The sequence below is a fragment of the Streptomyces sp. E-08 genome (assembly GCF_049913095.1).
Classification (GTDB): Bacteria; Actinomycetota; Actinomycetes; order Streptomycetales; family Streptomycetaceae; genus Streptomyces.
In genome coordinates this window covers 4445393-4467030 of record NZ_CP183971.1, presented here as the reverse complement: position 1 = coordinate 4467030, position 21638 = coordinate 4445393, and the positions used below count along the sequence as shown (strand labels likewise).

Here is a 21638-nt window from a genome sequence, read left to right as displayed (position 1 = left end):
CTCACGCCGCCAGTTCGTGCGCCGTGCGGCGCTCGATGCGGGTCCTGAGGGCCAGCGTGACCGCCGCCGCCGCCGTTCCCGCCAGCAGCGCCGTCCACCACAGGGCTCCCGGGCCCAGCGTCGTGTACGCCGCCACGCCCGCCGTCAGCGCCCCGAAGCGGGCCACGCCCCAGGTCCAGCTGAACGCGCCCTGGTAGCGGCCCCGGGCGTGTTCCGGGGCCAGGTTGGCGAAGATGCCGGCCGCGATGCCCGCGACCGCGACCTCGCCGAGCGACCAGACGACGACCGACACCGTGTAGCCGGCGACGCCGTCGGCGAGGCCGGTCAGCGCGACGCCCAGCGCGATCAGCGCGCTTCCCGTGCTCTCCACCACCAGCTGCGGGAATCGGGACAGCCACGCCGTCGCGAAGGGCTGGAGCGCGACCACCATGACCGCGTTGACGGCCACCATCGCCCCGTACACCGTCGGGGAGAGGCCGCTGTCGCGGACGGCGAGCGGGAGCGCGACCTCGGTCAGCGAGTACACGAAGAGCTGGACGCCGAAGATCGGGAGCAGGAGCAGGGCCAGGCGGTCCCGGGCCACGACCCCGTAGCCGATTCCATCCTTCGCCGCCGGATGGTCCGCGGCGGAACGCTTCGGTTCCTTCAGGCGGACCGTCACCACCAGCGCGTACAGCAGCATCGAGCCCGCGTCGACGGCGAACAGCAGCCAGTAGCCCTGGGCCGCCAGGTAGCCGCCCAGGACGCCCGCCGCCGCCGTGCCGATGTTCACGCCCCAGCCGAAGAGGGCGTACGCGCGGCGGCGCCGTTCGCTGTCGACGGCGTCGGCGAGCAGGGCGTACGCCGCGGGGGAGACCGTGCTGCCGGCGGCGCTGATCAGCAGCGCCGCCGCCGCCATCGTCCACACTCCCGGCGCCAGGAAGAGGGCGCCCTGCGCCGCCGCCGCGCCGATCAGGCCGATCAGCATGGTGGGGCGGCGGCCGATGCGGTCGGCGAGGACGCCGCCCACGGCGGGGCCGATGAGGTTGCCCGCGCCGAGGGCGCCGAGCACGTACGAGGTCTCCGTGCCGGTCACTCCCCGCGAGGCGAGGAAGAAGACCAGGAACGGCGTGACGAGGTAGCCGAGTCGGTTGACGATCGTTCCCGCGAAGATCGTCCAGACCACGGACGGGAGGCCACGGAACGCGGAGGGTGTCGTGCTGCTGGATGAAGGCATGGGGGGAGCTTGCTTTTCCCTCCCCTCCCCCCTCCAATGATTAAGCTCAGGACGAATCCATTCGCCCTTTCGCCGACTCCAGGATGTGCGACGCATGGAAGCCGGGCTCAGTTTCTCCGCCGCCGATCTCGCCCAGACCCGTTTCGCCGTCTCCCCCATGTGGGAGGTCGTCACCAGCTACCGGATCGTCGCCCACCACCCCGACTCCGCCCCGCACGGACGCTGGGCCGCCCAGGTGCGGCCCCGGATCGTGCGCGCCGGACTCGACCGCGGCTGGCTCGCCGCCCTCGTCCCCGCCCGCGGCTACATCGCCGACTTCCTCAACCCCACCCCCGCCGGACCCTTCCCCACCCTCGAAGCGGAACTCGATGCCGTGCGCGGCGCGTCCGCCGCGGACGTACGGGACGACCTCGACGCCCTGGAGCGGAACGGCGTCGACGGGGCCCGGCTCCGGCTGCTGCGCGAGGACCCCCGGGCCGTCCTGCCCAAGGTCGCGGACGAGATCGAGGCGTACTGGGAGCTCGCCCTCGCCCCCTACTGGGCCCGCGTCCAGAAGGTCCTGGAGGCCGACGTCTTCCACCGGGCCCGGCAGGTCGCCGAGCACGGCTCGGCGCGGGTCCTGAGCGAACTCCACGAGACCGTACGGTGGGACGACGGCACCCTGCGCCTCGTACGGCGGCACTGCGCGCTCACCCGCGACCAGGCCGGCTCCGGGCTGCTGCTCATCCCCTCGGTCTTCGTCTGGCCCCGGGTCCTCACCCGGTCCGTGCATCCCGATCCGCCCCAACTCGCCTACCCGGCACGCGGTTTCGGGAGCGTCTGGGAGCCCCGTACCGCCGATGCCACGGACGCCGTCGCCGCCGTCCTCGGCCGCTCCCGGACCCTGCTGCTCACCGAGCTCGACACCCCCGCGTCCACCACCCAGCTCGCCACCCACTGCGGCATGTCCGCCGCCGGCGTCTCCCAGCACCTCATCGCGCTGCGCAACGCCGGTCTCGTCACCGCCCACCGCAGCGGCCGCTCCGTCCTCTACGCACGCACCGCCGTCGCCGATCAACTGCTGCATCCGTGAGGGAGGATGAGTCCATGGCCTCTTCCTCCCCGGGCGATTGGACCGAGCGGACCCTCGTGCGTGACGGAGTACGTCTGTCGTGCCGCGACTGGGGCGGCTCCGGGCCCGGCACGCTCCTCCTCCACGGGCTCGCCGGTCACTGCGGGGAGTGGGACGCCGTCGCCCGGCTGCTCCGGGACGCCGGGCACCGGGTCGTCGCCCTCGACCAGCGCGGGCACGGTGGAGGCGAGCGGCACCCGGGGGACGTCTCCCGCGCCGCGTACGTCGCCGACGTCGCCGAAGTCGTCGGCCAACTCGGCCTCGTACGGCCTCTGTTGGTCGGCCAGTCGCTCGGCGGGCACACCGCGCTCCTCACCGCCGCCGCCCATCCCGGCCTGCCGCGCGCGCTCGTCCTCGTCGAGGCCGGGCCCGGGGGCGCCGAGCCCGGTCTGCCGGAGCGGATCGGGGGCTGGCTGCGGGCCTGGCCGGTGCCGTTCCCCTCGCGGGAGGCGGCCGTCGCGTACCTCGGGAACGGGAAGCGGGCCGTCGGGGAGGGCTGGGCCGACGGCCTGGAGGCGCGCGGCGACGGGTTCTGGCCGCGTTTCGACCCCGACGTCATGGAACGGTCCCTCGACGAGATCGCCCACCGGGCCTTCTGGCAGGAGTGGTCGGCCGTCGACTGCCCCGCGCTCGTCGTCCTCGGGGAGGACGGGATCATCGGCGGCGGCGAGTACGCGGAGATGGCCCGCCTGCGACCCGGGCTCCACGGCCTCAGCCTGCCCGGCGCCGGGCACGACGTGCATCTGGAGCGGCCCGACGAGCTGGGCCGGGTGATTCTCGACTTCGTCCGCCGTGCGGGCCTCTGAAGGGTCTTGCCTTGGAGTGCACTCTCATCCCTAGAGTGCGCGCATGCGCTATCGGATACTCGGCGGGACCGGGATCGACGTCAGCACCTACTGCCTCGGCACCATGATGTTCGGGGCGGTCGGCAATCCGGACCACCAGGAGTCCGTACGGATCATCCACGCCGCCCTCGACCAGGGCATCAACTTCGTCGACACCGCCGACATGTACTCGGCCGGCGAGTCCGAGGAGATCGTCGGCAAGGCGCTGCGCGACCCCCGGCGCCGCGAGGCGACCGTGCTCGCCACCAAGGTGTACTTCCCGGTCGGCGGCGAGGGCCCCAACAGGGGTGGCGGCTCGCGGCGTTGGATCACGCTCGCCGTCGAGAACAGCCTCAAGCGGCTCGGGACCGACTGGATCGACCTCTACCAGGTGCACCGGCCCGACCACCGGACCGACATCGAGGAGACCCTCGACGTCCTCGGTGACCTCGTCTCCCAGGGGAAGATCCGGGCCTTCGGCTGCTCCACCTTCCCCGCCGAGGACATCGCCGAGGCGCACGCCGTCGCCGAGCGGCGCGGGCTGCGCCGGTTCCGCTCCGAGCAGCCGCCGTACTCGCTCCTCGCCCGCGGCATCGAGGCGAACGTGCTGCCCACCGCCCAGAAGTACGGGATGGGGGTGCTCACCTGGAGCCCGCTCGCGTCCGGCTTCCTCACCGGCAGGTACCGCAAGGGACGGGCGATCGACCTGACCAGCGGGCGGGCCGCGCTCACCCCGCACCGCTTCGACCCGTCCCTGCCCGTGACCGCCGCCAAGCTCGACGCCGTCGAGGAGTTCGTCGCGCTCGCCGACGAGATCGGGTGCTCCCTGCCCGAGCTGGCCATCGCCTTCGCGGCCGCGCACCCGGCCGTGACGTCCGTGATCATCGGGCCCCGGACCATGGAGCAGCTGGAGGGGCTCCTGAAGGGCGCCCCGGTCGTCCTCACCGACGAGACCCTCGACCGGATCGACGCGATCGTGCCGCCGGGGACCGACCTCTACCGGCCGGACGGCGTCTGGCGGCCGGCCGCCCTCACCGACCCGTCCCTGCGACGGCGACCGCTCGGCGAGCGCGCGGCGGGGTGAGGGAACGGCCGGGTGGGCGCGCCGCCGGGCAGGTCGGTCACGGGGCGGGCGTGAACTGTTCCGTGCCCACCACCCGGAGCAGCGCCAGGCGCTCCCCCGCGTCCGTACCCGGCGGCGGGGTGTAGAGGACGAGACGCTGTTCGCCCTCCGGGGCGAGCAGCACCTGGCAGTCCAGGTCCACCGCGCCGATCAGGGGGTGCGCGACCCGCATCCGGCTGTGCCTGCGGACCGCCACCTCGTGCCGTTCCCACAGCTCGGTGAACTCCTCGCTCGCCCCGCGCAGCCGCTCCACGAGCCGGGTGGCGGCGGGGTCGCCGGAGCGGCGGCCGACGGCCGCGCGCAGGTCGGCGACGTGGAGGCGGCTGTAGTACGCGTGCTCCTCGGCCGGGTACGCCGTACGGGCCGCGGGGTCGGCGAACCAGCGCCACGCCACGTTCCGCCCGTGCTCCGACACCGTGCACACCCCGCCGAGCAGGGACTGGGCCATCGCGTTCTGCGCGAGGACGTCCCCGAGGTCGCTCAGGACCTGGGCGGGGGTCGTGTCCAGCTGGTCGAGCAGGTGGAGGAGGCCGGGCGCGACGTGGTCGCCGGCCGTGGCGCCGGCGGGCGGGCGGTGGCCGGCGAGGAGGTGCAGGTGGTCGCGCTCGTCGGTGTCGAGGCGCAGGGCGCGGGCGAGCGCGGCGAGCATCTGCGGCGAGGGCTGCGGGCCGCGGGCCTGCTCCAGGCGGATGTAGTAGTCGGCGGACATGCCGGCGAGCTGGGCGACCTCCTCGCGGCGCAGTCCCGGGGTGCGGCGCCGGGGTCCGGCCGGGAGGCCCGCGTCCTGGGGGCGGACCCGCTCGCGGGAGCGGCGCAGGAAGTCGGCGAGTTCACGGCGGTCGATCGTCATGCCGATCATGGTGCCGGTCGCGGGCCGTCGTATCCAGGGATCGGCGATCCCAGGGTCAGGAGGGCTCTCCCGCCGGCTTCCGGCGGTCGGCAGAGTCCTCGGTGTCAGCCACCGAGCGGTTCCGCCAGGAACTCCGGTGGACCACACCACCTCCCCGGGAGCAGATCATGGCCACCGTCACCGTCGGCACCGCCCGCGTCCACTACGACATCGAGGGTTCGGGCACCGGGCCCGCCCTGCTCCTCGTCCACGGCACCGGCTCCGGCGGCGCCGCGGTCAACTGGGGGCAGACCGCGCCCCGTTTCACCGGTGACCGCCGGGTGATCACCCTGGACCTGTCCGGGGCCGACCGGACCGCCGACGACGGCGGCCCGCTGACCGTCGAGACGCTCGCCGCGCAGGTCGTCGCGGTGATCGAGGACGCGGGCACCGGGCCGGTCGACCTGCTCGGCTTCTCGATGGGGTCCGTGGTGTCCGCGGCCGTCGCCGCCCTCCGCCCGGATCTGATCGGGCGGCTGGTGCTCGTGGCGGGGTGGGCGCACACCGAGGGCGACGAGTACCTGCGGAACATGTTCACGCTGTGGCAGCGGCTGGGCGAGAACGACCCGGCGGGCTTCGGGCGGTTCGTGACGATGACCGGGTTCAGCCGGGGCTTCCTCAACACGATCGGCCGCGAGGGCGTGGAGGCGCTCGTCCCGAACATGCCGCCCACGCCGGGCACCCTGCGGCACGTGGCGCTCGACCTGGCGGTCGACATCCGCGGGCTGCTGCCCCGGATCACTGCGGAGACGCTGGTCGTGGGCGGTACGCAGGACGCCACGGTGCCGGTGGAGCACAGCCGGGAGCTGCACGCGGCGATCGGCGGCAGCTCGTACGCGGAGATCGACGCCGGGCACGTGATGTTCTTCGAGAAGGAGGACGAGTTCGTGCGGACGGTGACGGACTTCCTCGGCTCGGTGCCCCTGGCGGCGGATCTCCGCGCCCCGGCCGTCGCCTGAACCCATCATGGGGCTCATGGGAGACACGAGGTTCATCGACGCGGCGGAGCGCCGGGCGCGGCTCGGAGTGCGGCACCTGCTGGCCGGGAGCGTGCGGGCGGGGTCGGCGGCGGAGGTCGGGGGCGCGCTCGTGGCGCTGCACGGGACGGATCCGGCGAGTGTGTTCCTCGCGGTGGCGGCCCGGCTGACCGGGGGCGTCGAGCCGGTCGGGGCGGTGGAGCGGGCGCTGTACGAGGACGGGGCGCTGGTGCGGATGCACGGCATGCGGCACACGGTCTTCGTCTTCCCGTCGGGCCTCGCCGGCGCCGTGCAGGCCTCGACGACCGCACCGGCCGCGGTCCGTGAACGCAGCACGCTCCTCAAGCACTTGGCGGCCGGCAGTGCCTTCGACGGGGACTGGCTGGCGGAGACCGAGCGTCTCGTCCTCGCCGAGCTGGCCGTACGGGGAGAGGCGACGGGGACCGAACTCGGGTCTGCCGTACCGAGGTTGAGGTCGGAGTACGTGTACGGGCCGGGCACGCGCCAGGAGGGCGTGCAGTCCGTCGCCAGCCGGGTGCTGCGGGTGCTCGGCATGGAGGGCCGGATCGTACGGGGCCGGCCGCAGGGGACGTGGACGTCGAGCCGCTTCCGGTGGGCGCTCGCCGACGCCCGTCCGGCGCGGGACCCGGCAGGGGCGCGGGCGGAGCTGCTGGGGCGCTGGCTCGGGGCGTGCGGTCCCGCGACCGAGGCGGACCTGACGTGGTGGACGGGGTGGAAGGTCACGGACGTGCGCGAGGCGCTCGCGGCGGTCGGGGCGCTGCCGGTGACGGTGGACGGGGGGACGGGTTTCGTCCTGCCGGACGACCTCGGGCCCGTACCGGAGCCGGAGCCGTGGGCGGCGCTGCTGCCCGCGCTCGACCCGACGGCGATGGGGTGGCAGGGCCGTGACTGGTACCTGGACCCGGACCACCGGGCGGCGCTGTACGACCGCAGCGGGAACATCGGGCCGACGGTGTGGTGGAACGGCCGGATCGTCGGCGGCTGGGCGCAGCGCCCGGACGGCGCCATCGCCCACCGGCTGTTCGCCGACGCGGGCGCGGAGGCGCGGCGGGCGATCGGGGCGGAGGCGGAGCGGCTGGCGGAGTGGCTGGGGGACGTCCGGGTGACGCCCCGCTTCCGGACGCCGCTGGAGCGGGAGCTCAGCGCCCCTCAGTAGCGGGCCTCCAGGCCCGTGACGCCCAGGTCGTAGAGGCCGTCGAGGATGAGGTCGACGCCGACGGCGGCGAGCAGCAGGCCCAGGAGGCGGCCGAGGAGCTCGATCGTGGCGTGGTGGGTGCGGAGCAGGACCGGGGCGAGGAGCAGGACGCAGACCAGGTCGAGGGCGATGACGGCCACGTACGCGCCGACCACCGTCGAGCGCCAGCTGAACGAGTCCCGTTCGGACGCCTCGATGAGCACGGCGGTCATCGCGAGCGGGCTCACGACGTACGGCATAAGGAGCTCGCGTACCCCGCTGACCAGGTCGGGGGCGTCGTCGTGGGCTGTGTCGGAGCCGAGGTGGAGGCCGAGGACGAGACCGACGGCGTAGATGAAGAAGATGACGCCGCCCGCGAGCTGGAGGGCGGGCGTGCTGATGTGGAAGACGTCCAGGAGCCAGGGTGCCGTGGTGCCGGTGACGAGGCCGACGAGGACGGCCGCGCCCGAGGAGATCAGCGCGATGTTCCGCAGCTGGCGGGGGTCGTGGAGTTGGGCGAGGCCCCCGAAGGCGAGGAGCACCTTCGGGGGTCCGACGACGGAGAAGAAGGCGATGAAGGCGGCGGAGAAGGTGAATGCGTTCACACCGGCATCATCGGGCGGTCGAGTGATTTCTCCCGTTTTTCCGGTTCCTTTCCGCGCGGTGTCGAGAACGGCGGCCCGGCTCCGACTCTGCTGCGAGAGGCGGTATCCGCAGGGAACGAGCGAGGAGGACGTCATGAAGTACCTGGTCATGGTCCAGGGGTCGCAGGCCGACTACGAGGCGATGGTGGGCCGCGGCTCGGCACAGAGCCCCGCCTGGGACAAGACGCAGCTCAAGGCGATGTTCGACCATATGAACGCGATCAACGAGGAGGTGTCGGCGCGCGGCGAGATGGTCGACGCCCAGGGCCTCGCCGCCCCGTCCACGGCCCGCTTCGTCACGGTGGACGCGCAGGGCGAGCCGCTCGTCACCGACGGCCCGTACGCCGAGACGAAGGAGGTCCTCGCCGGCTACTGGGTCCTCGACTGCGCCTCCCTGGACCGCGTCACGGAGATCGCCGCCCAGGTCGCCCGCTGCCCGGTCCCGCCCGGCTCCCCGGACCACCCGGTGGTCATCCGCCCGATCGACGAGACGGGCCCGAGTCAGGACTGATCGGCGGCCGGGCCGGGAGTGAAGCCCCGCACGCCCTCCGGGGCGTGCGGGGCTTCGACCCCCGAGGTTCGTCCGGTTTTCACGTTTCCTCCGCGACCTCCGCTTGCGGACGCTAGCGTTCCCCCTTGGGGCGCAGATCACATCGTGAGGGTCCGGGGGGACACATGCACGAGATGTCCAAGGGGGCCAACATCGGGCTGGCCACCCTCAGCGAAGACACCGGCGCGGTCGTCGTCGGGCTCAGTTGGAGCAGTGCGACGGGCGACGGTGACGCGGACGTCTCGGTGCTGCTCGTCGGCAGCAGCGGCAAAGTGCGCAGCGACACCGACTTCTACTTCTACAACCACCCCGCCGCCGAAGACGGCAGCGTGCAGCTGCTCGGCAAGGTCCCGACGGAGAACGGCAGCGAGGACCGGATCAGCCTGGACCTCACGGCGATCCCCGAGGACGTCGCCACGATCGTGGTGGCGGCGAGCCAGTACGGCGGCGCCCGCTTCGGTGAACTGGACGACCTGCGGATGACGGTCAGCGACCGCTCCGGCGAGGCTCTGCTCGGTTTCTCCATCGAGGACGCCACGATCGAGACGGCGTTCATCTTCGGCGAGCTCTACCGGCGGAACGACGAGTGGAAGTTCCGTGCCGTCGGACAGGGATACGAGACGGGACTCACCGGACTCGCCACCGACTTCGGCATCGCCGTCGACGAAGAGGACGAGACCGAGGAGGAACAGGAGGTCCGGGACGCCCCGTCCGGCAGGGAACCCGCTGGGGAGGAGACGGCTGACACCGCCACGGCCGGCACTTCCTCGGGCCTCCCCGGGGCCGAGCCGGCCACCTCCCCTCCGCCCGGCGGCGATCCCGCGCCGCAGGCCGCGGGCCCCCCGGTCCCGATCCCGGCGCAGTCCGGCGCGGACCGCACAGCACCGGCCTCCGCCACGCCCGAACCCACCCGGCGCCGTGGCACCAGGACGGCGAAGAAGAAGGTCACGCTGCCGAAGGCCGCGAAGAAGTCCTTGGCGGAGAACGACACCTGGAAGCCCGCGCGCCTCTTCCCCGTCCCCTCGTACAAGAGCGACCGGGAGCGCGAGGTGCGTGCGACCTCGGTGCTGCTCTCGGTGATGGCCGAGGTCCCGGAGTTCGGCCGGCGCCTCACCGCCGGCTTCGGAGCGCCCGCGGGCCGGATGCAGACCTTCACCGAGGTGTCGCTTCCCCACGGGGACAGCCCGAAGCGCCCGGACGGCGTCATCCGGACGGAGCGTGCCGGGAAGCTCTGGACGGCCCTCGTCGAGACCAAGACCAACGGCAATCCGCTGAAGCCGGAGCAGGTCCAGAACTACATGGACATCGCCGCGAGACGCGGGTACGAAGCGGTCATCACCCTGTCCAATGGCGTGGCCCTGGAGGGCATTCCACTCGTCGAGGTCAAGACGGACGGCCGACGCAAGCACAAGGTCTCGCTCTGGCACCTCTCCTGGGCCGAGGTGGCCCACCAGGCCCAGATGCTGATCCGGCACGAAGGAGTGGGCAACGCGGCACACGCCTGGCTCCTCGAGGAGCTGCTCCACTACCTCCAGAACGAGAACTCCGGCTGTCACGGCTTCCAGAACATGGGGCCGTCCTGGGTTCCCGTGCGCAACGGGATCGACGCGGAGACCCTGTGCCAGGGCGACCCCCGCGCGGTGGAGGTCGTGGAGAGCTGGGAACGGCTGATCCGGCAGGTCTGCCTGCGGCTGGGCGGCGAGCTCGGACAGAAGACCCTGCCGGTACAGCGGGTCAAGCGAGGCAGCGACCCCAAGTCCCGGCGCACGGCCCTGGCCGATCGGCTCTGCGAGGAGGGGAGACTCGCCGCGGAGCTGCGCGTCGACGGCGCACACAGCGTTCTGTCCATCACAGCGGACCTGCGCACCGGGAAGATCCGTACGTCCATCGACGTGCCCGCCCCGGACGGCGCCTACCCCCTCTCGGTCGCCAAGCGGCTCCTCCGGGTCCTGGAAGACGCCCCTGCCGACCTGCACGTGGAAACACTGACAGAAGACCGGAACGGGCCGCGGGGAACGCTGGAGCGCCTGCGCCCCGAGCCGGGTGACCTGCTGCCCAAGGACAGCGCGGCCATCACGGGTTTCCGGCTCTCGCTCTTCAAGGGCATGGGCAACAGCCGTGGCGCCACGGAGTCGGGCTTCATCCGCAGCATCGACGAGGCGGTCGACCGCTTCTACGGTTCGGTGGTCACACACCTGGGCCAGTTCGAGCAGCGTCGGGCACCGCGGGCACGCGCTGCCGCCGAGCCTTCCGGGACCGCGTGAATCTCTTCACCCTCAGTGCGCCCCGTGGGCCCCGCCCGGGTGGCGGGGGCTGCCCCTGGGGATGAGGGGCGGGGTCGTCAGGGCCGTCGTGGCCGCTGTCAGGGCGCAGAGGGTGAAGGCCGTGGTGAAGCCCGGCGCGCCGGTGCCCAGGGCGAGGGTGGAGGCGAGGGCCACACCCAGGGTGCCGCCGAGTTCGTGGAAGGTGTTGACGATCCCCGAGGCGAGGCCCGCCTCGTGTGCGGGGATCAGGCCGAGGGCGGTCGTGGTCGCCGTGACGAAGACCGCGCCCAGGCCGAGGGCCGCCGTCGCCAGGGACGGCAGGAGGGTCGTCCAGGGGTCGGCGGTCTCCGGCAGGAGGGCGAGGGGCAGGCAGCCCGCGGCCGCCAGGGCCATGCCTCCGGCGGCGCAGGCGCGCGGGCCGGCCGTGGTGACCAGGCGGGAGCCGAGGTGTGCGCCGATCGCGGTGGTGAGCGCGACCGGGAGGAAGAGGAGTCCGGTGCGGAGGGCGTCCAGCCCGTCGATCCGTTGGAGGCGCAGCGAGCCCAGGAAGAAGAACGAGATCAGGAGCGCCGTCGCGACCAGCATGAGGAGTGAGCCGGCCACGACCGGGCGCCGGGTCAGCATCCTCAGGTCCATCAGCGGGACGCGGGTCCTGCGTTCCGTCGCCGCGAACGCGGCGTAGAGCGCGGCCGCGCCCAGGAGCGGCAGCAGGGTCCCGGGCGATGTCCAGCCGTCGTCGCCCGTCCGGACCAGGCCGTACACGAGCGCGCCGGTGGCCGTGGTGACGAGGAGGGCTCCCGGGATGTCCAGCGGGCCGCGGGCGCCGGTGGGCCGGTCCGGCGGCAGGAGCCTCGGCAGGGTCGCGAGCAGTGCCAGGCCCGTGGGGACGTTCGCGTAGAAGATCCAGGGCCAGCCCGGGCCCGCCGTGAGGGCGCCGCCGAGGAGGACGCCCACGGCGGAGCCGGTGCCGCCGATCGCCGCCCAGACGCCGAGGGCCCTGGCCCGCTCCGGGCCGTGGAAGGCGGTCGTGACCAGGGCCAGCGCCGCCGGGGAGAGGAGTGCGGCGCCGACGCCCTGGGCGGCGCGTCCGGAGAGCAGTACCGCGGCGTTCGGTGCGAGACCGCAGGCCAGCGAGGCGGCGGTGAAGAGGGCGAGTCCGGCGAGGAGGACGCGGCGGGCGCCGAGGGCGTCGGCGAGTCGTCCGCCGAGGAGCATGAGCCCGCCGAAGCACAGGGTGTACGCGGTGACGACCCAGGTCAGGGCGGTGCGCCCGAGGTGGAGGTCCGCGGCGACGGCGGGCAGGGCGACGTTCACCACGGTGACGTCGAGGATCAGCATGAACTGGGCCGCGCAGATCAGCGCGAGGGCCGTCCAGCGGCGCGGGTGCGGGTGGACAGGGGTGGGTAGGGCGGTCCGGGTGGGCATAACTGAACTGTACGGCACAGTACAGTTGAACTCAAGAGTACAGTTCGCTTGGTAGGCTCTCCGCATGGACCCCAAGCCCGCCCCCACCGGCCCCCGCGCCGCCCGCAAGCGGCAGGCCGTCGTGCGGGCCGCCCGCGACCTCTTCCTCCGCGAGGGCTTCGGCGTCGGCATGGACGCCATCGCCGCCGAGGCGGGCGTCTCCAAGGTCACCGTCTACAACCACTTCGGCAGCAAGGAAGCCCTCTTCACCGCCGTCGTCGCCGGGGCCCTCGACGAACCCCTGCACGGGGACTCCGACGGCCCCGACCTCTCCGGGCTCGCCGACGCCGAGGACCTGCGCGCCGCCTTCACCGAGGCCGGGCGCGCCTGGGCGCGGGCCGTGCGCGCCGACGGCGAGGGCCGCGCCCTGCGCACCCTCGTCGCCACCGAGCTGCACCGCTTCCCCGAGCTGGGCCGCGCCTGGCGGGCGCACGGCCCGGCCGGCCACCACCCCGCCGTCGCGGACGCCCTGCGCGCCCTCGCCGACCGGGGCCGGCTCGCGATCCCGGACCTGGAGGTCGCGGTCCTCCAGCTGTACTCGCTGCTCGTCTTCCCGCAGATGGTCTTCGAGCAGTACGGGACGGAGCTCGCCGAGGAGCTGAGCGAACGGCTCGTCGTCGACGGGGTGGAGATGTTCCTCCGCCGCTACACGCCCTGACAGGTGTCATCCTTGGTCTTCGACGGAACCCCGCGTCGGGGAGTAAATTACCCCCTGGGGTATCTGTGGAGGAGTGACAGTGGAACTCGATCTCGCGGGAGCCGAGCTCAAGTCGGTCCTGAACCGGCTGCGCCGGGCCCAGGGCCAGATCTCCGGAGTGATCCGGATGATCGAGGAGGGGCGTGACTGCGAGGAGGTCGTCACCCAGCTGGCCGCCGCCTCCCGCGCCCTCGACCGGGCCGGGTTCGCGATCATCGCGACCGGCCTCCAGCAGTGCCTGACCGACATCGAGAGCGGTCGCAAGAACGGCGAGGACCCCGAGGCGATGCGGGCCCGCCTGGAGAAGCTCTTCCTCTCGCTCGCGTAGAGGAGCGGGGAGACAGAGAAGCACCCCGGGGGCCGCCGCCCCCGGGGTGCTTCCGTATCACCGTCAGTCGTCCGCCAGGCCCTTCAGCCGCTTGGCGATCCGGGTCAGGCGCCGGCCCTGGTAGCGGGCGGCCTGGAGGACCTCCTCGCCGGGGGCGCCGTTGGCGCCCGGGTGGGCGGTGCCGTACGGGTTGCCGCCGGCCGCGTAGACCGCCGGGTCCGTGAAGCCGGGCGAGACGATGACCGAGCCCCAGTGGTGGAAGGTGTTGTAGAGCGCCAGCAGCGTCGACTCGTTGCCGCCGTGGACGTTGTGGGCGCTGGTGAACGCGGTCGCGGGCTTGTCCGCCATGACGCCCCGCTGCCAGAGCCCGCCCGTCGTGTCGACGTACTGCTTGAGCTGCGCGGCCACGTTGCCGAAGCGGGTCGGGGAGCCGAGCGCGTACGCGTCCGCCCACTCCAGGTCCTCCAGCGTGGCGACCTCCACGTCACCGGTGGCGTCCACGTGGGCGCGCCAGGCCGGGTTCGCGTCGATGGCGGCGTCCGGGGCGAGCTCGGGCACGCGGCGCACGCGCACCTCGGCGCCGGCCTTCTCGGCGCCCTCGGCCAGGGCCTGGGCGAGCTGGTGCACGGATCCCGTGGCCGAGTAGTAGATGACGGCGACCTTGACGGACATGGTGGACTCTCCTCAGCCGGACTCGACAAGCGAATCGGATTACTTTCCGTTTCGCTGCCCCGAGGTTAAGCGGATTGATATCCGCTTTGCAAGGGGAACAGGTATGCTCGCATCAGGAAGCGACCGACGGGGGAACGGGGCTCGGCGAACAGGAGTCGACACATGAGCACGGAGAACCCGCAGGCCGGACACAGGACGGCGGCGCCGGAACTCAACCTGCTCCCCACCGTCGGCACCCCTGCGCCCGAGCGCGCCGACGCGGCCCGCAACCGGCGCAGGATCCTCGACGCGGCCGCCCGGATCGTCGCCGAGGAAGGCCCCGACGCGGTCACCATGAACCAGGTCGCCCACGCCAGCGGCATAGGCGTCGGCACCGTCTACCGCCGCTTCGGCGACGTCTCCCAGCTCCTGTGGGCGCTCCTCGACGACCGCGAGCGCCGGTTCCAGGAGGCGTACATGAGCGGCCCTCCCCCGCTGGGCCCGGGCGCCCCGGCCGCCGAGCGGCTCGACGCCTTCCTCGACGCGCTCGTCGACCGGGTCGGCGCACAGCGCGCCCTGCTGCTCGCGGCGCACTCCGCCGCGCCCCGCGCCCGCTACCACAGCGGCGCCTACCGGGTGATGCACACGCACATGGCCCTGCTCATCGGACAGCTCAGGCCGGACAGCGACAGCACCCTCCTCGCGCACCTGGCGCTCGCGCCGTTCTCACCCGATGTGATGCACCACCTGACGGTCGAACAGGAACTCTCGGCCGACCGGCTCAAGGCCGGAGTCCGGGCGCTGCTGACCCTGCGGGCCTGAAACCCGGTCACGGAGAACACCGACCGCTCCGCGGACGGTGGTGGACCGGCGGCCTCCGCCGTCGCAGGATCACGCCATGACCACCTACCTGATCCTCCACGGCTTCCAGAACCGCCGCCCGGCCGCCCACTGGCAGCACTGGCTCGCCGGACAGCTGCGCGAGCGCGGCCACGAGGTCCGCTACCCCCAGCTGCCCTCACCGGACGCGCCGGTCCTCGACGCCTGGCTCGACGCCCTGGAGAAGCACGGGGCGCGCCCTGCCGAGGGCGAGTTCGTGGTGCTCGCGCACAGCCTCTCGGTGCTGCTGTGGCTGCGCGCCGGGGAACGGCGGCCGGACGCCGACCGGGTCCTCCTGGTCGCCCCGCCCTCGCCGCAGGTCACCGCCTCGATCCCGGAGATCGCCGCCTTCGCCGACGGCCTCGACCTCACGGAGGCCGGCCTGAAGGCGCGCCTCGTGTACGGGGAGGGGGATCCGTACTGCCCCGAGGGCGCGGCCCTGCACTACGGCATCCCGCTCGGCCTCGACCTGGATCTCGTACCGGACGGCGAGCACCTCAACCCCGACTCGGGATACGGGGAGTGGCCCTCGCTCCTGGCGTGGTGCGAGGACCCGTCCGTACGGGTGCGGGAAAACGGGACGCCGTAGCCCCGGCGCGGCCGGTAGCGTCGGCCGGATGCATCCCGAGACCGCACCGTACGACCAGGGCCTGCTCGACGTGGGCGACGGCAACCGCATCCACTGGGAGGTGTCCGGGAACCCGGACGGCAAGCCCGCGGTCGTCGTGCACGGCGGGCCCGGCTCCGGCTCCTCCCCGGGCAGCCGGCGCCGGTTCGACCCGGAGGCGTACCGGGTCGTCCTCTTCGACCAGCGCGGCTGCGGGCGCTCCACCCCGCACGCGAGCGACCCGGCCGCCGACATGTCCGTGAACACCACGGCGCACCTGGTGGCCGACATGGAGCGGCTGCGCGAGCACCTCGGGATCGAGCAGTGGCTGATGTACGGCGGGTCCTGGGGTTCCACGCTGATCCTGGCGTACGCGGAGGCGTACCCCGAGCGCGTGTCGGAGATCGTGATCGCGGCCGTCACGACCACCCGCCGCTCGGAGACCGCCTGGCTGTACGAGGGCGTCGGCCGTTTCTTCCCGGAGGCCCACGAGCGCTTCCGCGCGGGCGCGGACCACGCGGCGGACCCCGTCGGGGAGTACGCCGCCCGGATGAACCACCCCGACCGGGCCGTACGGGAGAAGGCGGCGGCCGACTGGTGCGCCTGGGAGGACGCGGTGCTCTCCATGGAGGGCATGGGCACCCCGTACACCGACCGGGTCGACGACACCCGGCTCGGCTTCGTCCGTATCTGCTCGCACTACTTCGCGCACGGCGCCTTCCTGGAGGAGGGCGCGCTGATCCGCGACGCGCACCGGCTCGCCGGCATCCCCGGGGTCCTCATCCACGGCCGGCTCGACATGGGCGGACCGCTCACCACGGCGTGGGAGCTGGCCCGCGCCTGGCCGGACGCCGAGCTGCACGTGGTGGAGCGGGCCGGGCACCTTGGCGGCACGGAGACGGGGGACCTGGTCCTGGCGGCCCTCGACCGCTTCGCGAAGAGCGGGAGCACGGCCTGACCGGGGACTGGCCGAGGCCCGGCCGAGGCCTGACCGGGGACCGGCCGAGGCCCGGCCGGGGACGAGGCCCGGCCCGAGGCCTGAACGAGGCCTGATCGCGGCCCGATCGCGGCCCGCGCCCGTCCGGTGGGTGAACCCACCGGGCGGGTGTCACGCGCGCGCGTGATGATCGGTCCATGAGCCCCGAGATCCACCTCGCCCAGCAGCCGGAGGCCGACGCGCTCCTCGGCCGGTCACCGCTCGCCGCGCTCGTCGGCATGCTCCTCGACCAGCAGGTCCCGATGGAGTGGGCGTTCTCCGGCCCGTACACGATCGCGACCCGCATGGGCCACGACGACCTCGACGCGCACGAGATCGCCTCCCGCGACCCCGAGGAGTTCGCCGCGCTGCTCTCCGGGAAGCCCGCCGTGCACCGCTACCCCGGCTCGATGGCCCACCGGATCCAGCAGCTGTGCCAGTTCCTCGTCGAGGAGTACGGGGGCGACGCCGAGGCCGTCTGGGCGGACGCGGCGACCGGGAAGGAGCTGCTCGCGCGGCTCCAGGCGCTGCCCGGCTTCGGGAAGCAGAAGGCGCAGATCTTCCTGGCCCTGCTCGGCAAGCAGTACGGGGTGCGGCCCCCGGGCTGGCGGGAGGCGGCCGGGCCGTACGGCGAGGAGGACTGCCACCGCTCCGCCGCCGACATCACCGGGCCGGAGTCGCTCGCGAAGGTCCGCGCGCACAAGCAGGAGATGAAGGCCGCCGCCAAGGCCGCAAAAGCGGCGAAAGGCCAATGATGGACCGGGAATTGATAATTCCACATTTCATTCCTGTGTGACCTGACAGGAATTCCGACAGATCTGTTCACAGAATGCCCCCGAGATCGCTAGCTTCCCCTCAACCTCGTCCGTACCGGGAAGGACTTCTGTGAACGCATCCCAGCGCCGAGCCGCGGCCATCCTCGCCGCCGCCGCCCTCGCCACCCCGCTGGTCCTTGCCTCCCCCGCCACCGCGGGACAGGACCCCTCGGCCGCACCCGCCCGCGATGCCGCCAGGCTGGCGAAGAAGCTGGTCCGCGAAACCACCGCCCAGGACGCCTACAGGCACCTGCAGAAGTTCCAGGCGATAGCCGACTCGGCCGGTGGCAACCGCGCGGCCGGGACGCTCGGCCACGACGCCTCGGCCGCGTATGTGTACACGCAGCTCAAGAAGGCCGGATACGACGTCCGGTACCAGCAGTTCGACTTCATCTACACCCAGACGCTCGCCGAGAAGGCCTCCGTCGTCGCGCCCGCCTCCCGCGCGCTCGACATCAAGGCCATGACGTACACGAAGTCCACCCCGGTCGGTGGCATCACCGCCGAGCTGGCGGCCGTGCCGGTCGACGCCGACGGCTCCACCGGCTGCGAGCCGGGCGACTTCGCCACCGGCGCCTTCACCGGGAAGATCGCGCTGATCAAGCGCGGTGTCTGCTCCTTCGCGATCAAGCAGCAGAACGCCGCCGCGGCCGGCGCCGCCGGCGCGATCGTCTACAACAACGTCGACGGCGCCCTCTCCGGCACCCTCGGCGACCCGGCCTCCGGCAAGATCCCCACCGGCGGGATCAGCCTGGCCGAGGGCACGCAGCTCGCCGCCGACCTCGCCAAGGGCCCCGTCTCGCTCTCCTTCGAGATCCGCCAGCTCCAGGAGAAGCGCGTCACCAACAACGTCATCGCGGAGACCCGCGGCGGCAACGCGGCCAACACCGTCGTGCTCGGCTCCCACCTCGACTCCGTCACCGCGGGCCCCGGCATCAACGACAACGGCTCCGGCTCTGCCGGTCTCCTGCAGACCGCCCTGGAGCTCGCCAAGTCGAAGGAGAAGGTCACCAACAAGGTCCGCTTCGCCTGGTGGTCGGCGGAGGAGGTCGGCCTCCTCGGCTCCGAGCACTACGTCGACACGCTCAGCGAGCTCGGCCGGAAGGAGATCAAGCTCTACCTCAACTTCGACATGATCGCCTCGCCGAACTACGGCCTGTTCGTCTACGACGGCGACAACTCGGACGGCGTCGGCGCCGGCGCGGGCCCCGAGGGCTCCGCCCAACTGGAGCGCGGCATCACCGACTTCCTGGACGGCCGCGGGATCCAGCACGAGGGCACCGACTTCACCGGCCGCTCCGACTACGGCCCGTTCATCGCCGTCGGCATCCCCTCCGGCGGCACCTTCACCGGCGCCGAGGGCATCAAGACCGCCGCCCAGGCAGCCAAGTTCGGCGGCACGGCGGGCGTCGCGTACGACGTGAACTACCACGCCAAGGGCGACGACCTGAGCAACATCGACATGAAGGCCTTCGACGTCAACATCGACGTCATCGCCAACGCCGTGGGCACCTACGCCCACGACATCTCCTCCCTGCGCAAGCCGGTCGTCTCCACCCCGACCACCGGCGACGCGGGCAGCGGCGGCGGCCTGCACGGCGACCACGACGAGGTGAGCTCCTAGTCAGCGCCTCCGGCGGGCCGTCCCGAAGAGCGAGCGGCTGATCTCCCGGCCCACCTGGGTGCCGATCGACCGGGCCAGGGACGTGAAGATCCCACTGCCCACCACCTGTTCGGCGAGCGAGGGCTCCTCCTTCCGATCCTTCGGAGCGGGAGCCCTCGTTCCGCTCCTGGAGGCCTTCTCCGCCTCCTTCGCGGCCGCGGCCTCCAGGGCCGCCGCCTCCGCCGCCCGCTGCTCGGCGGTCAGCTTCTCGTACGCCGACTCCCGGTCCACCGCCTCCGCGTACCGCCCGTACAGCGGCGAGGCCTTCACCGCCGCGTCCAGGACCGCCGCGTCGACCGGGCCCATCAGCGACTCGGGGGCCCGCAGCCGGGTCGCCGCCACCGGCGTCGGGGCGCCCTTCTCGCTCAGTACGGTGATCACCGCCTCGCCCGTACCGAGGCCGGTGAGCACCTCCTCCAGGTCGTACGGCGAGTTCGGGAAGGTCCGCACCGTCGCCTTCAGGGCCTTCGCGTCGTCCGGCGTGAAGGCGCGCAGCGCGTGCTGCACCCGGTTGCCGAGCTGCGCGAGCACGTCCGGGGGCACATCCTTCGGAGTCTGCGTCACGAAGAAGATCCCCACGCCCTTCGAGCGGATCAGCCGCACCGTCTGCGTGATCGACTCCAGGAACGCCTTCGACGCGCCCTTGAACAGCAGGTGCGCCTCGTCGAAGAAGAAGACCAGCTTCGGCTTGTCCAGGTCACCGACCTCGGGCAGGTCGTGGAAGAGGTCCGCCAGCATCCACATCAGGAAGGTCGAGAAGAGCTGCGGCTTGTCCTGCACGGCCGGCAGCTCCAGGACCGAGACGGTCCCGCGGCCGTCCGCCGCCGTCCGCAGGAACTCGGACGTGTCGAACTCCGGCTCGCCGAAGAAGCCCCCGGCGCCCTGCTGCTCGAAGGCCGTGATCGCCCGCAGGATCACCCCGGCCGTCACCGTCGAGAGCCCGCCGATCCCCTTGAGCTCCGCCTTCCCCGTGTCCGAGACCAGGAAGGCGACCACCGCCCGCAGGTCCTTGAGGTCGACCAGCTCCAGGCCCTTGGCGTCGGCGTAGTGGAAGATCAGGCCGAGCGACTGCTCCTGCGTCTGGTTGAGCTGGAGCACCTTGGACAGCAGCACCGGACCGAAGCTCGTGACCGTCGCCCGGACCGGGATGCCGGGACCGGTGCCCCCCAGCCCGTAGAACGCGCAGGGGAAGCCGCGCGCATGCCACTCCTGGCCCACCTGCCCGGCGCGCTCCCGCACCTTCTCGCCGTCCGTGCCGGGCGCCGAGATCCCGGAGACGTCGCCCTTGATGTCCGCGAGGAAGACCGGCACCCCGTTCGCCGAGAGCTGCTCGGCGATCAGCTGGAGCGTCTTCGTCTTGCCGGTGCCGGTGGCCCCGGCGACCAGACCGTGGCGGTTGAGGACGGGCAGCGGGACGCGGATGCGCGCGTCCGGGTGACATGCGCCGTCCCAGAGCAGCGCCCCCAGTTCGAGTGCGGGTCCCTCGAAGGCGTACCCGGCGGCGATCCCGGCCGCGGGCTCCGCGAGGGGGGCCGGCGGCCCCGTGGGGGAGGCGGGCGGCTGCTCGCTGACGCTCATGACGGCACCCCAATTCCGGTTTTGCCACGGTTTGCACCAGCATCCCACTGCCCTCGCGTGGCTGCGCCGGGAGCCGCTCGCCCGGTAGGCTTTCCGTGTGATCTTCAAGCGCATCGGAAACGGAAAGCCGTATCCCGACCACGGCCGGGAAAGCACCCGGCAGTGGGCGGACGTCGCCCCGCGCCCGGTCCGCCTCGACCAGCTGGTGACCACCAAGGGCCAGCTGGACCTGGAGACCCTGCTCGCCGAGGACTCCACCTTCTACGGCGACCTCTTCGCGCACGTCGTGAAGTGGCAGGGCGACCTCTACCTCGAGGACGGACTGCACCGCGCCGTCCGCGCGGCGCTCCAGCAGCGCCAGGTGCTGCACGCCCGTGTCCTGGAACTCGACTGACGCCCCGTCCAGCCGCGAGAGCCTTTCCGGCTGACCCTTTCGGGGTCAGTTCGCCCCCATCCGGACGCGATCACATGATCATCAAGTAGGCATCGCCGACGGGCGGCATTACGCTGCGTTCATGAGCATGCTCACTCCCCCCGGCATGGGCGGAAAGTACCGCATCACGGGGGATGTCTACCCCCGCATGCGTCGCCCCCACCGCCGGCGCAGGATCGTCCTCGCGTCCGCCGCCGCCGTGGTCGTGCTCGGCGCGGCCGGCTGGGGGACGCTGCAGCTCGTCGACGTGTTCTCCGGCGACGGGACGAAGACCACGGCGGGGAAGCAGGCCGACTGCAAACCCGCGCCCAAGGCGACCACGGCGCCCGCCGCGGCCCTCCCCAAGCCCGCGCAGATCACGGTCAACGTCTACAACGCGACCCCGCGCAGCGGGCTCGCCAAGACGACCGCGGACGAGCTCAAGAAGCGCGGCTTCAAGATCGGCAAGGTGGGGAACGCGCCCACCGCCTACGACAAGAAGGTTCCGGGCGCCGGTCTGCTGCTCGGCGCGCCCGCGGCCACCAAGGGCGCCTTCTCGGTCCTCGGCACCCAGCTCGCGGGCGCCACGACCAAGACGGACACCCGGGCCACGGCGGACGTGGACCTGATCATCGGGACCGCGTTCAAGTCGCTGTCCCCGAAGGCGACGGCGGACGCGGCCCTGGTCGCCCTGACCAAGCCCGCGCCCACGGTGAAACCCTGCCGGTAGGTCTGGTGCGGCGAAGCCGGCTGCTGCCTGATCGTTCGGCGGAGC

22 protein-coding genes are annotated in these 21638 nt (G+C 72.7%); 16 read left to right on the top strand and 6 right to left on the bottom strand.

Annotated features, from left to right (window positions below):
• Window position 1: 1 nt before the first annotated feature.
• Window positions 2-1216 (bottom strand): MFS transporter, encoded by a 1215-nt coding sequence (locus ACN9MM_RS20520; RefSeq protein ID WP_426364974.1) that lies wholly within the window; start codon window positions 1214-1216, stop codon window positions 2-4.
• A 94-nt stretch (window positions 1217-1310) separates the two neighbouring features.
• On the opposite strand from ACN9MM_RS20520, the gene ACN9MM_RS20515 reads away from it, so the two are divergent.
• Genes ACN9MM_RS20515 through ACN9MM_RS20505 form a run of 3 tightly spaced genes read left to right on the top strand, consistent with a single transcriptional unit; the run spans window position 1311 to window position 4235 of the window.
• Window positions 1311-2288 (top strand): DUF5937 family protein, encoded by a 978-nt coding sequence (locus ACN9MM_RS20515; RefSeq protein ID WP_426364973.1) that lies wholly within the window; start codon window positions 1311-1313, stop codon window positions 2286-2288.
• A 14-nt stretch (window positions 2289-2302) separates the two neighbouring features.
• Complete coding sequence (locus tag ACN9MM_RS20510; protein WP_426364972.1) at window positions 2303-3133, top strand: alpha/beta fold hydrolase; 831 nt, start codon at window positions 2303-2305, stop codon at window positions 3131-3133.
• Window positions 3134-3176: 43 nt separating this feature from the next.
• Window positions 3177-4235 carry an aldo/keto reductase gene (locus ACN9MM_RS20505; protein ID WP_426364971.1) on the top strand — a complete coding sequence of 353 codons (1059 nt, stop codon included), beginning with the start codon at window positions 3177-3179 and terminating at the stop codon, window positions 4233-4235.
• A 37-nt stretch (window positions 4236-4272) separates the two neighbouring features.
• Here ACN9MM_RS20505 and ACN9MM_RS20500 read toward each other — a convergent pair whose 3' ends face one another.
• Window positions 4273-5133 (bottom strand): helix-turn-helix transcriptional regulator, encoded by an 861-nt coding sequence (locus ACN9MM_RS20500; RefSeq protein ID WP_426364970.1) that lies wholly within the window; start codon window positions 5131-5133, stop codon window positions 4273-4275.
• Between the two features lie 158 nt (window positions 5134-5291).
• Between ACN9MM_RS20500 and ACN9MM_RS20495 the strand changes: the two genes are divergently transcribed.
• A complete protein-coding gene (locus tag ACN9MM_RS20495; protein WP_426364969.1) occupies window positions 5292-6122 on the top strand; it encodes an alpha/beta fold hydrolase in 831 nt (276 codons plus the stop codon).
• Window positions 6123-6138: 16 nt separating this feature from the next.
• Window positions 6139-7317 (top strand): winged helix DNA-binding domain-containing protein, encoded by a 1179-nt coding sequence (locus ACN9MM_RS20490; RefSeq protein ID WP_426364968.1) that lies wholly within the window; start codon window positions 6139-6141, stop codon window positions 7315-7317.
• On the opposite strand, the gene ACN9MM_RS20485 is transcribed toward ACN9MM_RS20490, so the two are convergent.
• Window positions 7311-7940 (bottom strand): MarC family protein, encoded by a 630-nt coding sequence (locus tag ACN9MM_RS20485; RefSeq protein ID WP_426364967.1) that lies wholly within the window; start codon window positions 7938-7940, stop codon window positions 7311-7313. The two genes, ACN9MM_RS20490 and ACN9MM_RS20485, sit on opposite strands and share 7 nt — an antisense overlap.
• Window positions 7941-8073: 133 nt before the next feature.
• On the opposite strand from ACN9MM_RS20485, the gene ACN9MM_RS20480 reads away from it, so the two are divergent.
• The gene (locus ACN9MM_RS20480; protein WP_426364966.1) at window positions 8074-8490 is read left to right on the top strand and encodes a YciI family protein; all 417 of its coding nucleotides are present in this window, start codon (window positions 8074-8076) and stop codon (window positions 8488-8490) included.
• 164 nt (window positions 8491-8654) lie between these two features.
• Entirely contained in the window at window positions 8655-10793 is a 2139-nt protein-coding gene (locus tag ACN9MM_RS20475; RefSeq protein WP_426364965.1) for a TerD family protein, read from the top strand.
• A 12-nt stretch (window positions 10794-10805) separates the two neighbouring features.
• Here ACN9MM_RS20475 and ACN9MM_RS20470 read toward each other — a convergent pair whose 3' ends face one another.
• Window positions 10806-12218, bottom strand: coding sequence for an MFS transporter (locus ACN9MM_RS20470; protein ID WP_426364964.1), 1413 nt, complete (start codon window positions 12216-12218; stop codon window positions 10806-10808).
• 64 nt (window positions 12219-12282) lie between these two features.
• On the opposite strand from ACN9MM_RS20470, the gene ACN9MM_RS20465 reads away from it, so the two are divergent.
• Window positions 12283-12915 (top strand): TetR/AcrR family transcriptional regulator, encoded by a 633-nt coding sequence (locus ACN9MM_RS20465; protein ID WP_426364963.1) that lies wholly within the window; start codon window positions 12283-12285, stop codon window positions 12913-12915.
• A gap of 79 nt (window positions 12916-12994) precedes the next feature.
• Complete coding sequence (locus tag ACN9MM_RS20460) at window positions 12995-13282, top strand: metal-sensitive transcriptional regulator (protein WP_329856224.1); 288 nt, start codon at window positions 12995-12997, stop codon at window positions 13280-13282.
• A 63-nt stretch (window positions 13283-13345) separates the two neighbouring features.
• On the opposite strand, the gene wrbA is transcribed toward ACN9MM_RS20460, so the two are convergent.
• Window positions 13346-13954, bottom strand: a complete 609-nt coding sequence (wrbA, locus tag ACN9MM_RS20455; RefSeq protein ID WP_426364962.1) for an NAD(P)H:quinone oxidoreductase — start codon at window positions 13952-13954, stop codon at window positions 13346-13348.
• Window positions 13955-14116: 162 nt separating this feature from the next.
• Here wrbA and ACN9MM_RS20450 point away from each other — a divergent pair, with 162 nt between their 5' ends.
• The 5 genes from ACN9MM_RS20450 (at window position 14117) to ACN9MM_RS20430 (ending at window position 18834) form a co-directional block, all read left to right on the top strand.
• Complete coding sequence (locus tag ACN9MM_RS20450; protein ID WP_426364961.1) at window positions 14117-14755, top strand: TetR/AcrR family transcriptional regulator; 639 nt, start codon at window positions 14117-14119, stop codon at window positions 14753-14755.
• Window positions 14756-14831: 76 nt separating this feature from the next.
• On the top strand, window positions 14832-15401 hold the full coding sequence (locus ACN9MM_RS20445; RefSeq protein ID WP_426364960.1) for an RBBP9/YdeN family alpha/beta hydrolase: 570 nt from the start codon (window positions 14832-14834) through the stop codon (window positions 15399-15401).
• A 28-nt stretch (window positions 15402-15429) separates the two neighbouring features.
• Window positions 15430-16377 (top strand): prolyl aminopeptidase, encoded by a 948-nt coding sequence (gene pip / locus ACN9MM_RS20440; protein WP_426364959.1) that lies wholly within the window; start codon window positions 15430-15432, stop codon window positions 16375-16377.
• A gap of 176 nt (window positions 16378-16553) precedes the next feature.
• Window positions 16554-17150, top strand: coding sequence for an HhH-GPD-type base excision DNA repair protein (locus tag ACN9MM_RS20435; protein WP_426364958.1), 597 nt, complete (start codon window positions 16554-16556; stop codon window positions 17148-17150).
• A gap of 130 nt (window positions 17151-17280) precedes the next feature.
• Window positions 17281-18834, top strand: coding sequence for a M28 family metallopeptidase (locus ACN9MM_RS20430; RefSeq protein ID WP_426364957.1), 1554 nt, complete (start codon window positions 17281-17283; stop codon window positions 18832-18834).
• On the opposite strand, the gene ACN9MM_RS20425 is transcribed toward ACN9MM_RS20430, so the two are convergent.
• Window positions 18835-20451 carry a helicase HerA-like domain-containing protein gene (locus ACN9MM_RS20425; RefSeq protein ID WP_426364956.1) on the bottom strand — a complete coding sequence of 539 codons (1617 nt, stop codon included), beginning with the start codon at window positions 20449-20451 and terminating at the stop codon, window positions 18835-18837.
• A 97-nt stretch (window positions 20452-20548) separates the two neighbouring features.
• Here ACN9MM_RS20425 and ACN9MM_RS20420 point away from each other — a divergent pair, with 97 nt between their 5' ends.
• Both ACN9MM_RS20420 and ACN9MM_RS20415 read left to right on the top strand, forming a co-directional pair.
• A complete protein-coding gene (locus ACN9MM_RS20420; protein WP_030209440.1) occupies window positions 20549-20845 on the top strand; it encodes a type II toxin-antitoxin system VapB family antitoxin in 297 nt (98 codons plus the stop codon).
• Between the two features lie 121 nt (window positions 20846-20966).
• On the top strand, window positions 20967-21593 hold the full coding sequence (locus ACN9MM_RS20415) for a LytR C-terminal domain-containing protein (RefSeq protein ID WP_426364955.1): 627 nt from the start codon (window positions 20967-20969) through the stop codon (window positions 21591-21593).
• Window positions 21594-21638 lie beyond the last annotated feature (45 nt).

Excerpts from the sequence above, each read along its gene's own strand:
- ACN9MM_RS20445 (WP_426364960.1), top strand. The coding sequence starts at position 14,832 with ATGACCACCTACCTGATCCTCCACGGCTTCCAGAACCGCCGCCCGGCC.
- ACN9MM_RS20450 (WP_426364961.1), top strand. The coding sequence starts at position 14,117 with ATGAGCACGGAGAACCCGCAGGCCGGACACAGGACGGCGGCGCCGGAA.
- ACN9MM_RS20475 (WP_426364965.1), top strand. The coding sequence starts at position 8,655 with ATGCACGAGATGTCCAAGGGGGCCAACATCGGGCTGGCCACCCTCAGC.
- wrbA (WP_426364962.1), bottom strand. The coding sequence starts at position 13,954 with ATGTCCGTCAAGGTCGCCGTCATCTACTACTCGGCCACGGGATCCGTG.
- ACN9MM_RS20520 (WP_426364974.1), bottom strand. The coding sequence starts at position 1,216 with ATGCCTTCATCCAGCAGCACGACACCCTCCGCGTTCCGTGGCCTCCCG.
- ACN9MM_RS20490 (WP_426364968.1), top strand. The coding sequence starts at position 6,139 with ATGGGAGACACGAGGTTCATCGACGCGGCGGAGCGCCGGGCGCGGCTC.
- ACN9MM_RS20515 (WP_426364973.1), top strand. The coding sequence starts at position 1,311 with ATGGAAGCCGGGCTCAGTTTCTCCGCCGCCGATCTCGCCCAGACCCGT.
- ACN9MM_RS20415 (WP_426364955.1), top strand. The coding sequence starts at position 20,967 with ATGAGCATGCTCACTCCCCCCGGCATGGGCGGAAAGTACCGCATCACG.
- ACN9MM_RS20510 (WP_426364972.1), top strand. The coding sequence starts at position 2,303 with ATGGCCTCTTCCTCCCCGGGCGATTGGACCGAGCGGACCCTCGTGCGT.
- pip (WP_426364959.1), top strand. The coding sequence starts at position 15,430 with ATGCATCCCGAGACCGCACCGTACGACCAGGGCCTGCTCGACGTGGGC.
- ACN9MM_RS20470 (WP_426364964.1), bottom strand. The coding sequence starts at position 12,218 with ATGCCCACCCGGACCGCCCTACCCACCCCTGTCCACCCGCACCCGCGC.
- ACN9MM_RS20495 (WP_426364969.1), top strand. The coding sequence starts at position 5,292 with ATGGCCACCGTCACCGTCGGCACCGCCCGCGTCCACTACGACATCGAG.
- ACN9MM_RS20465 (WP_426364963.1), top strand. The coding sequence starts at position 12,283 with ATGGACCCCAAGCCCGCCCCCACCGGCCCCCGCGCCGCCCGCAAGCGG.
- ACN9MM_RS20435 (WP_426364958.1), top strand. The coding sequence starts at position 16,554 with ATGAGCCCCGAGATCCACCTCGCCCAGCAGCCGGAGGCCGACGCGCTC.
- ACN9MM_RS20505 (WP_426364971.1), top strand. The coding sequence starts at position 3,177 with ATGCGCTATCGGATACTCGGCGGGACCGGGATCGACGTCAGCACCTAC.
- ACN9MM_RS20500 (WP_426364970.1), bottom strand. The coding sequence starts at position 5,133 with ATGATCGGCATGACGATCGACCGCCGTGAACTCGCCGACTTCCTGCGC.
- ACN9MM_RS20425 (WP_426364956.1), bottom strand. The coding sequence starts at position 20,451 with ATGAGCGTCAGCGAGCAGCCGCCCGCCTCCCCCACGGGGCCGCCGGCC.
- ACN9MM_RS20480 (WP_426364966.1), top strand. The coding sequence starts at position 8,074 with ATGAAGTACCTGGTCATGGTCCAGGGGTCGCAGGCCGACTACGAGGCG.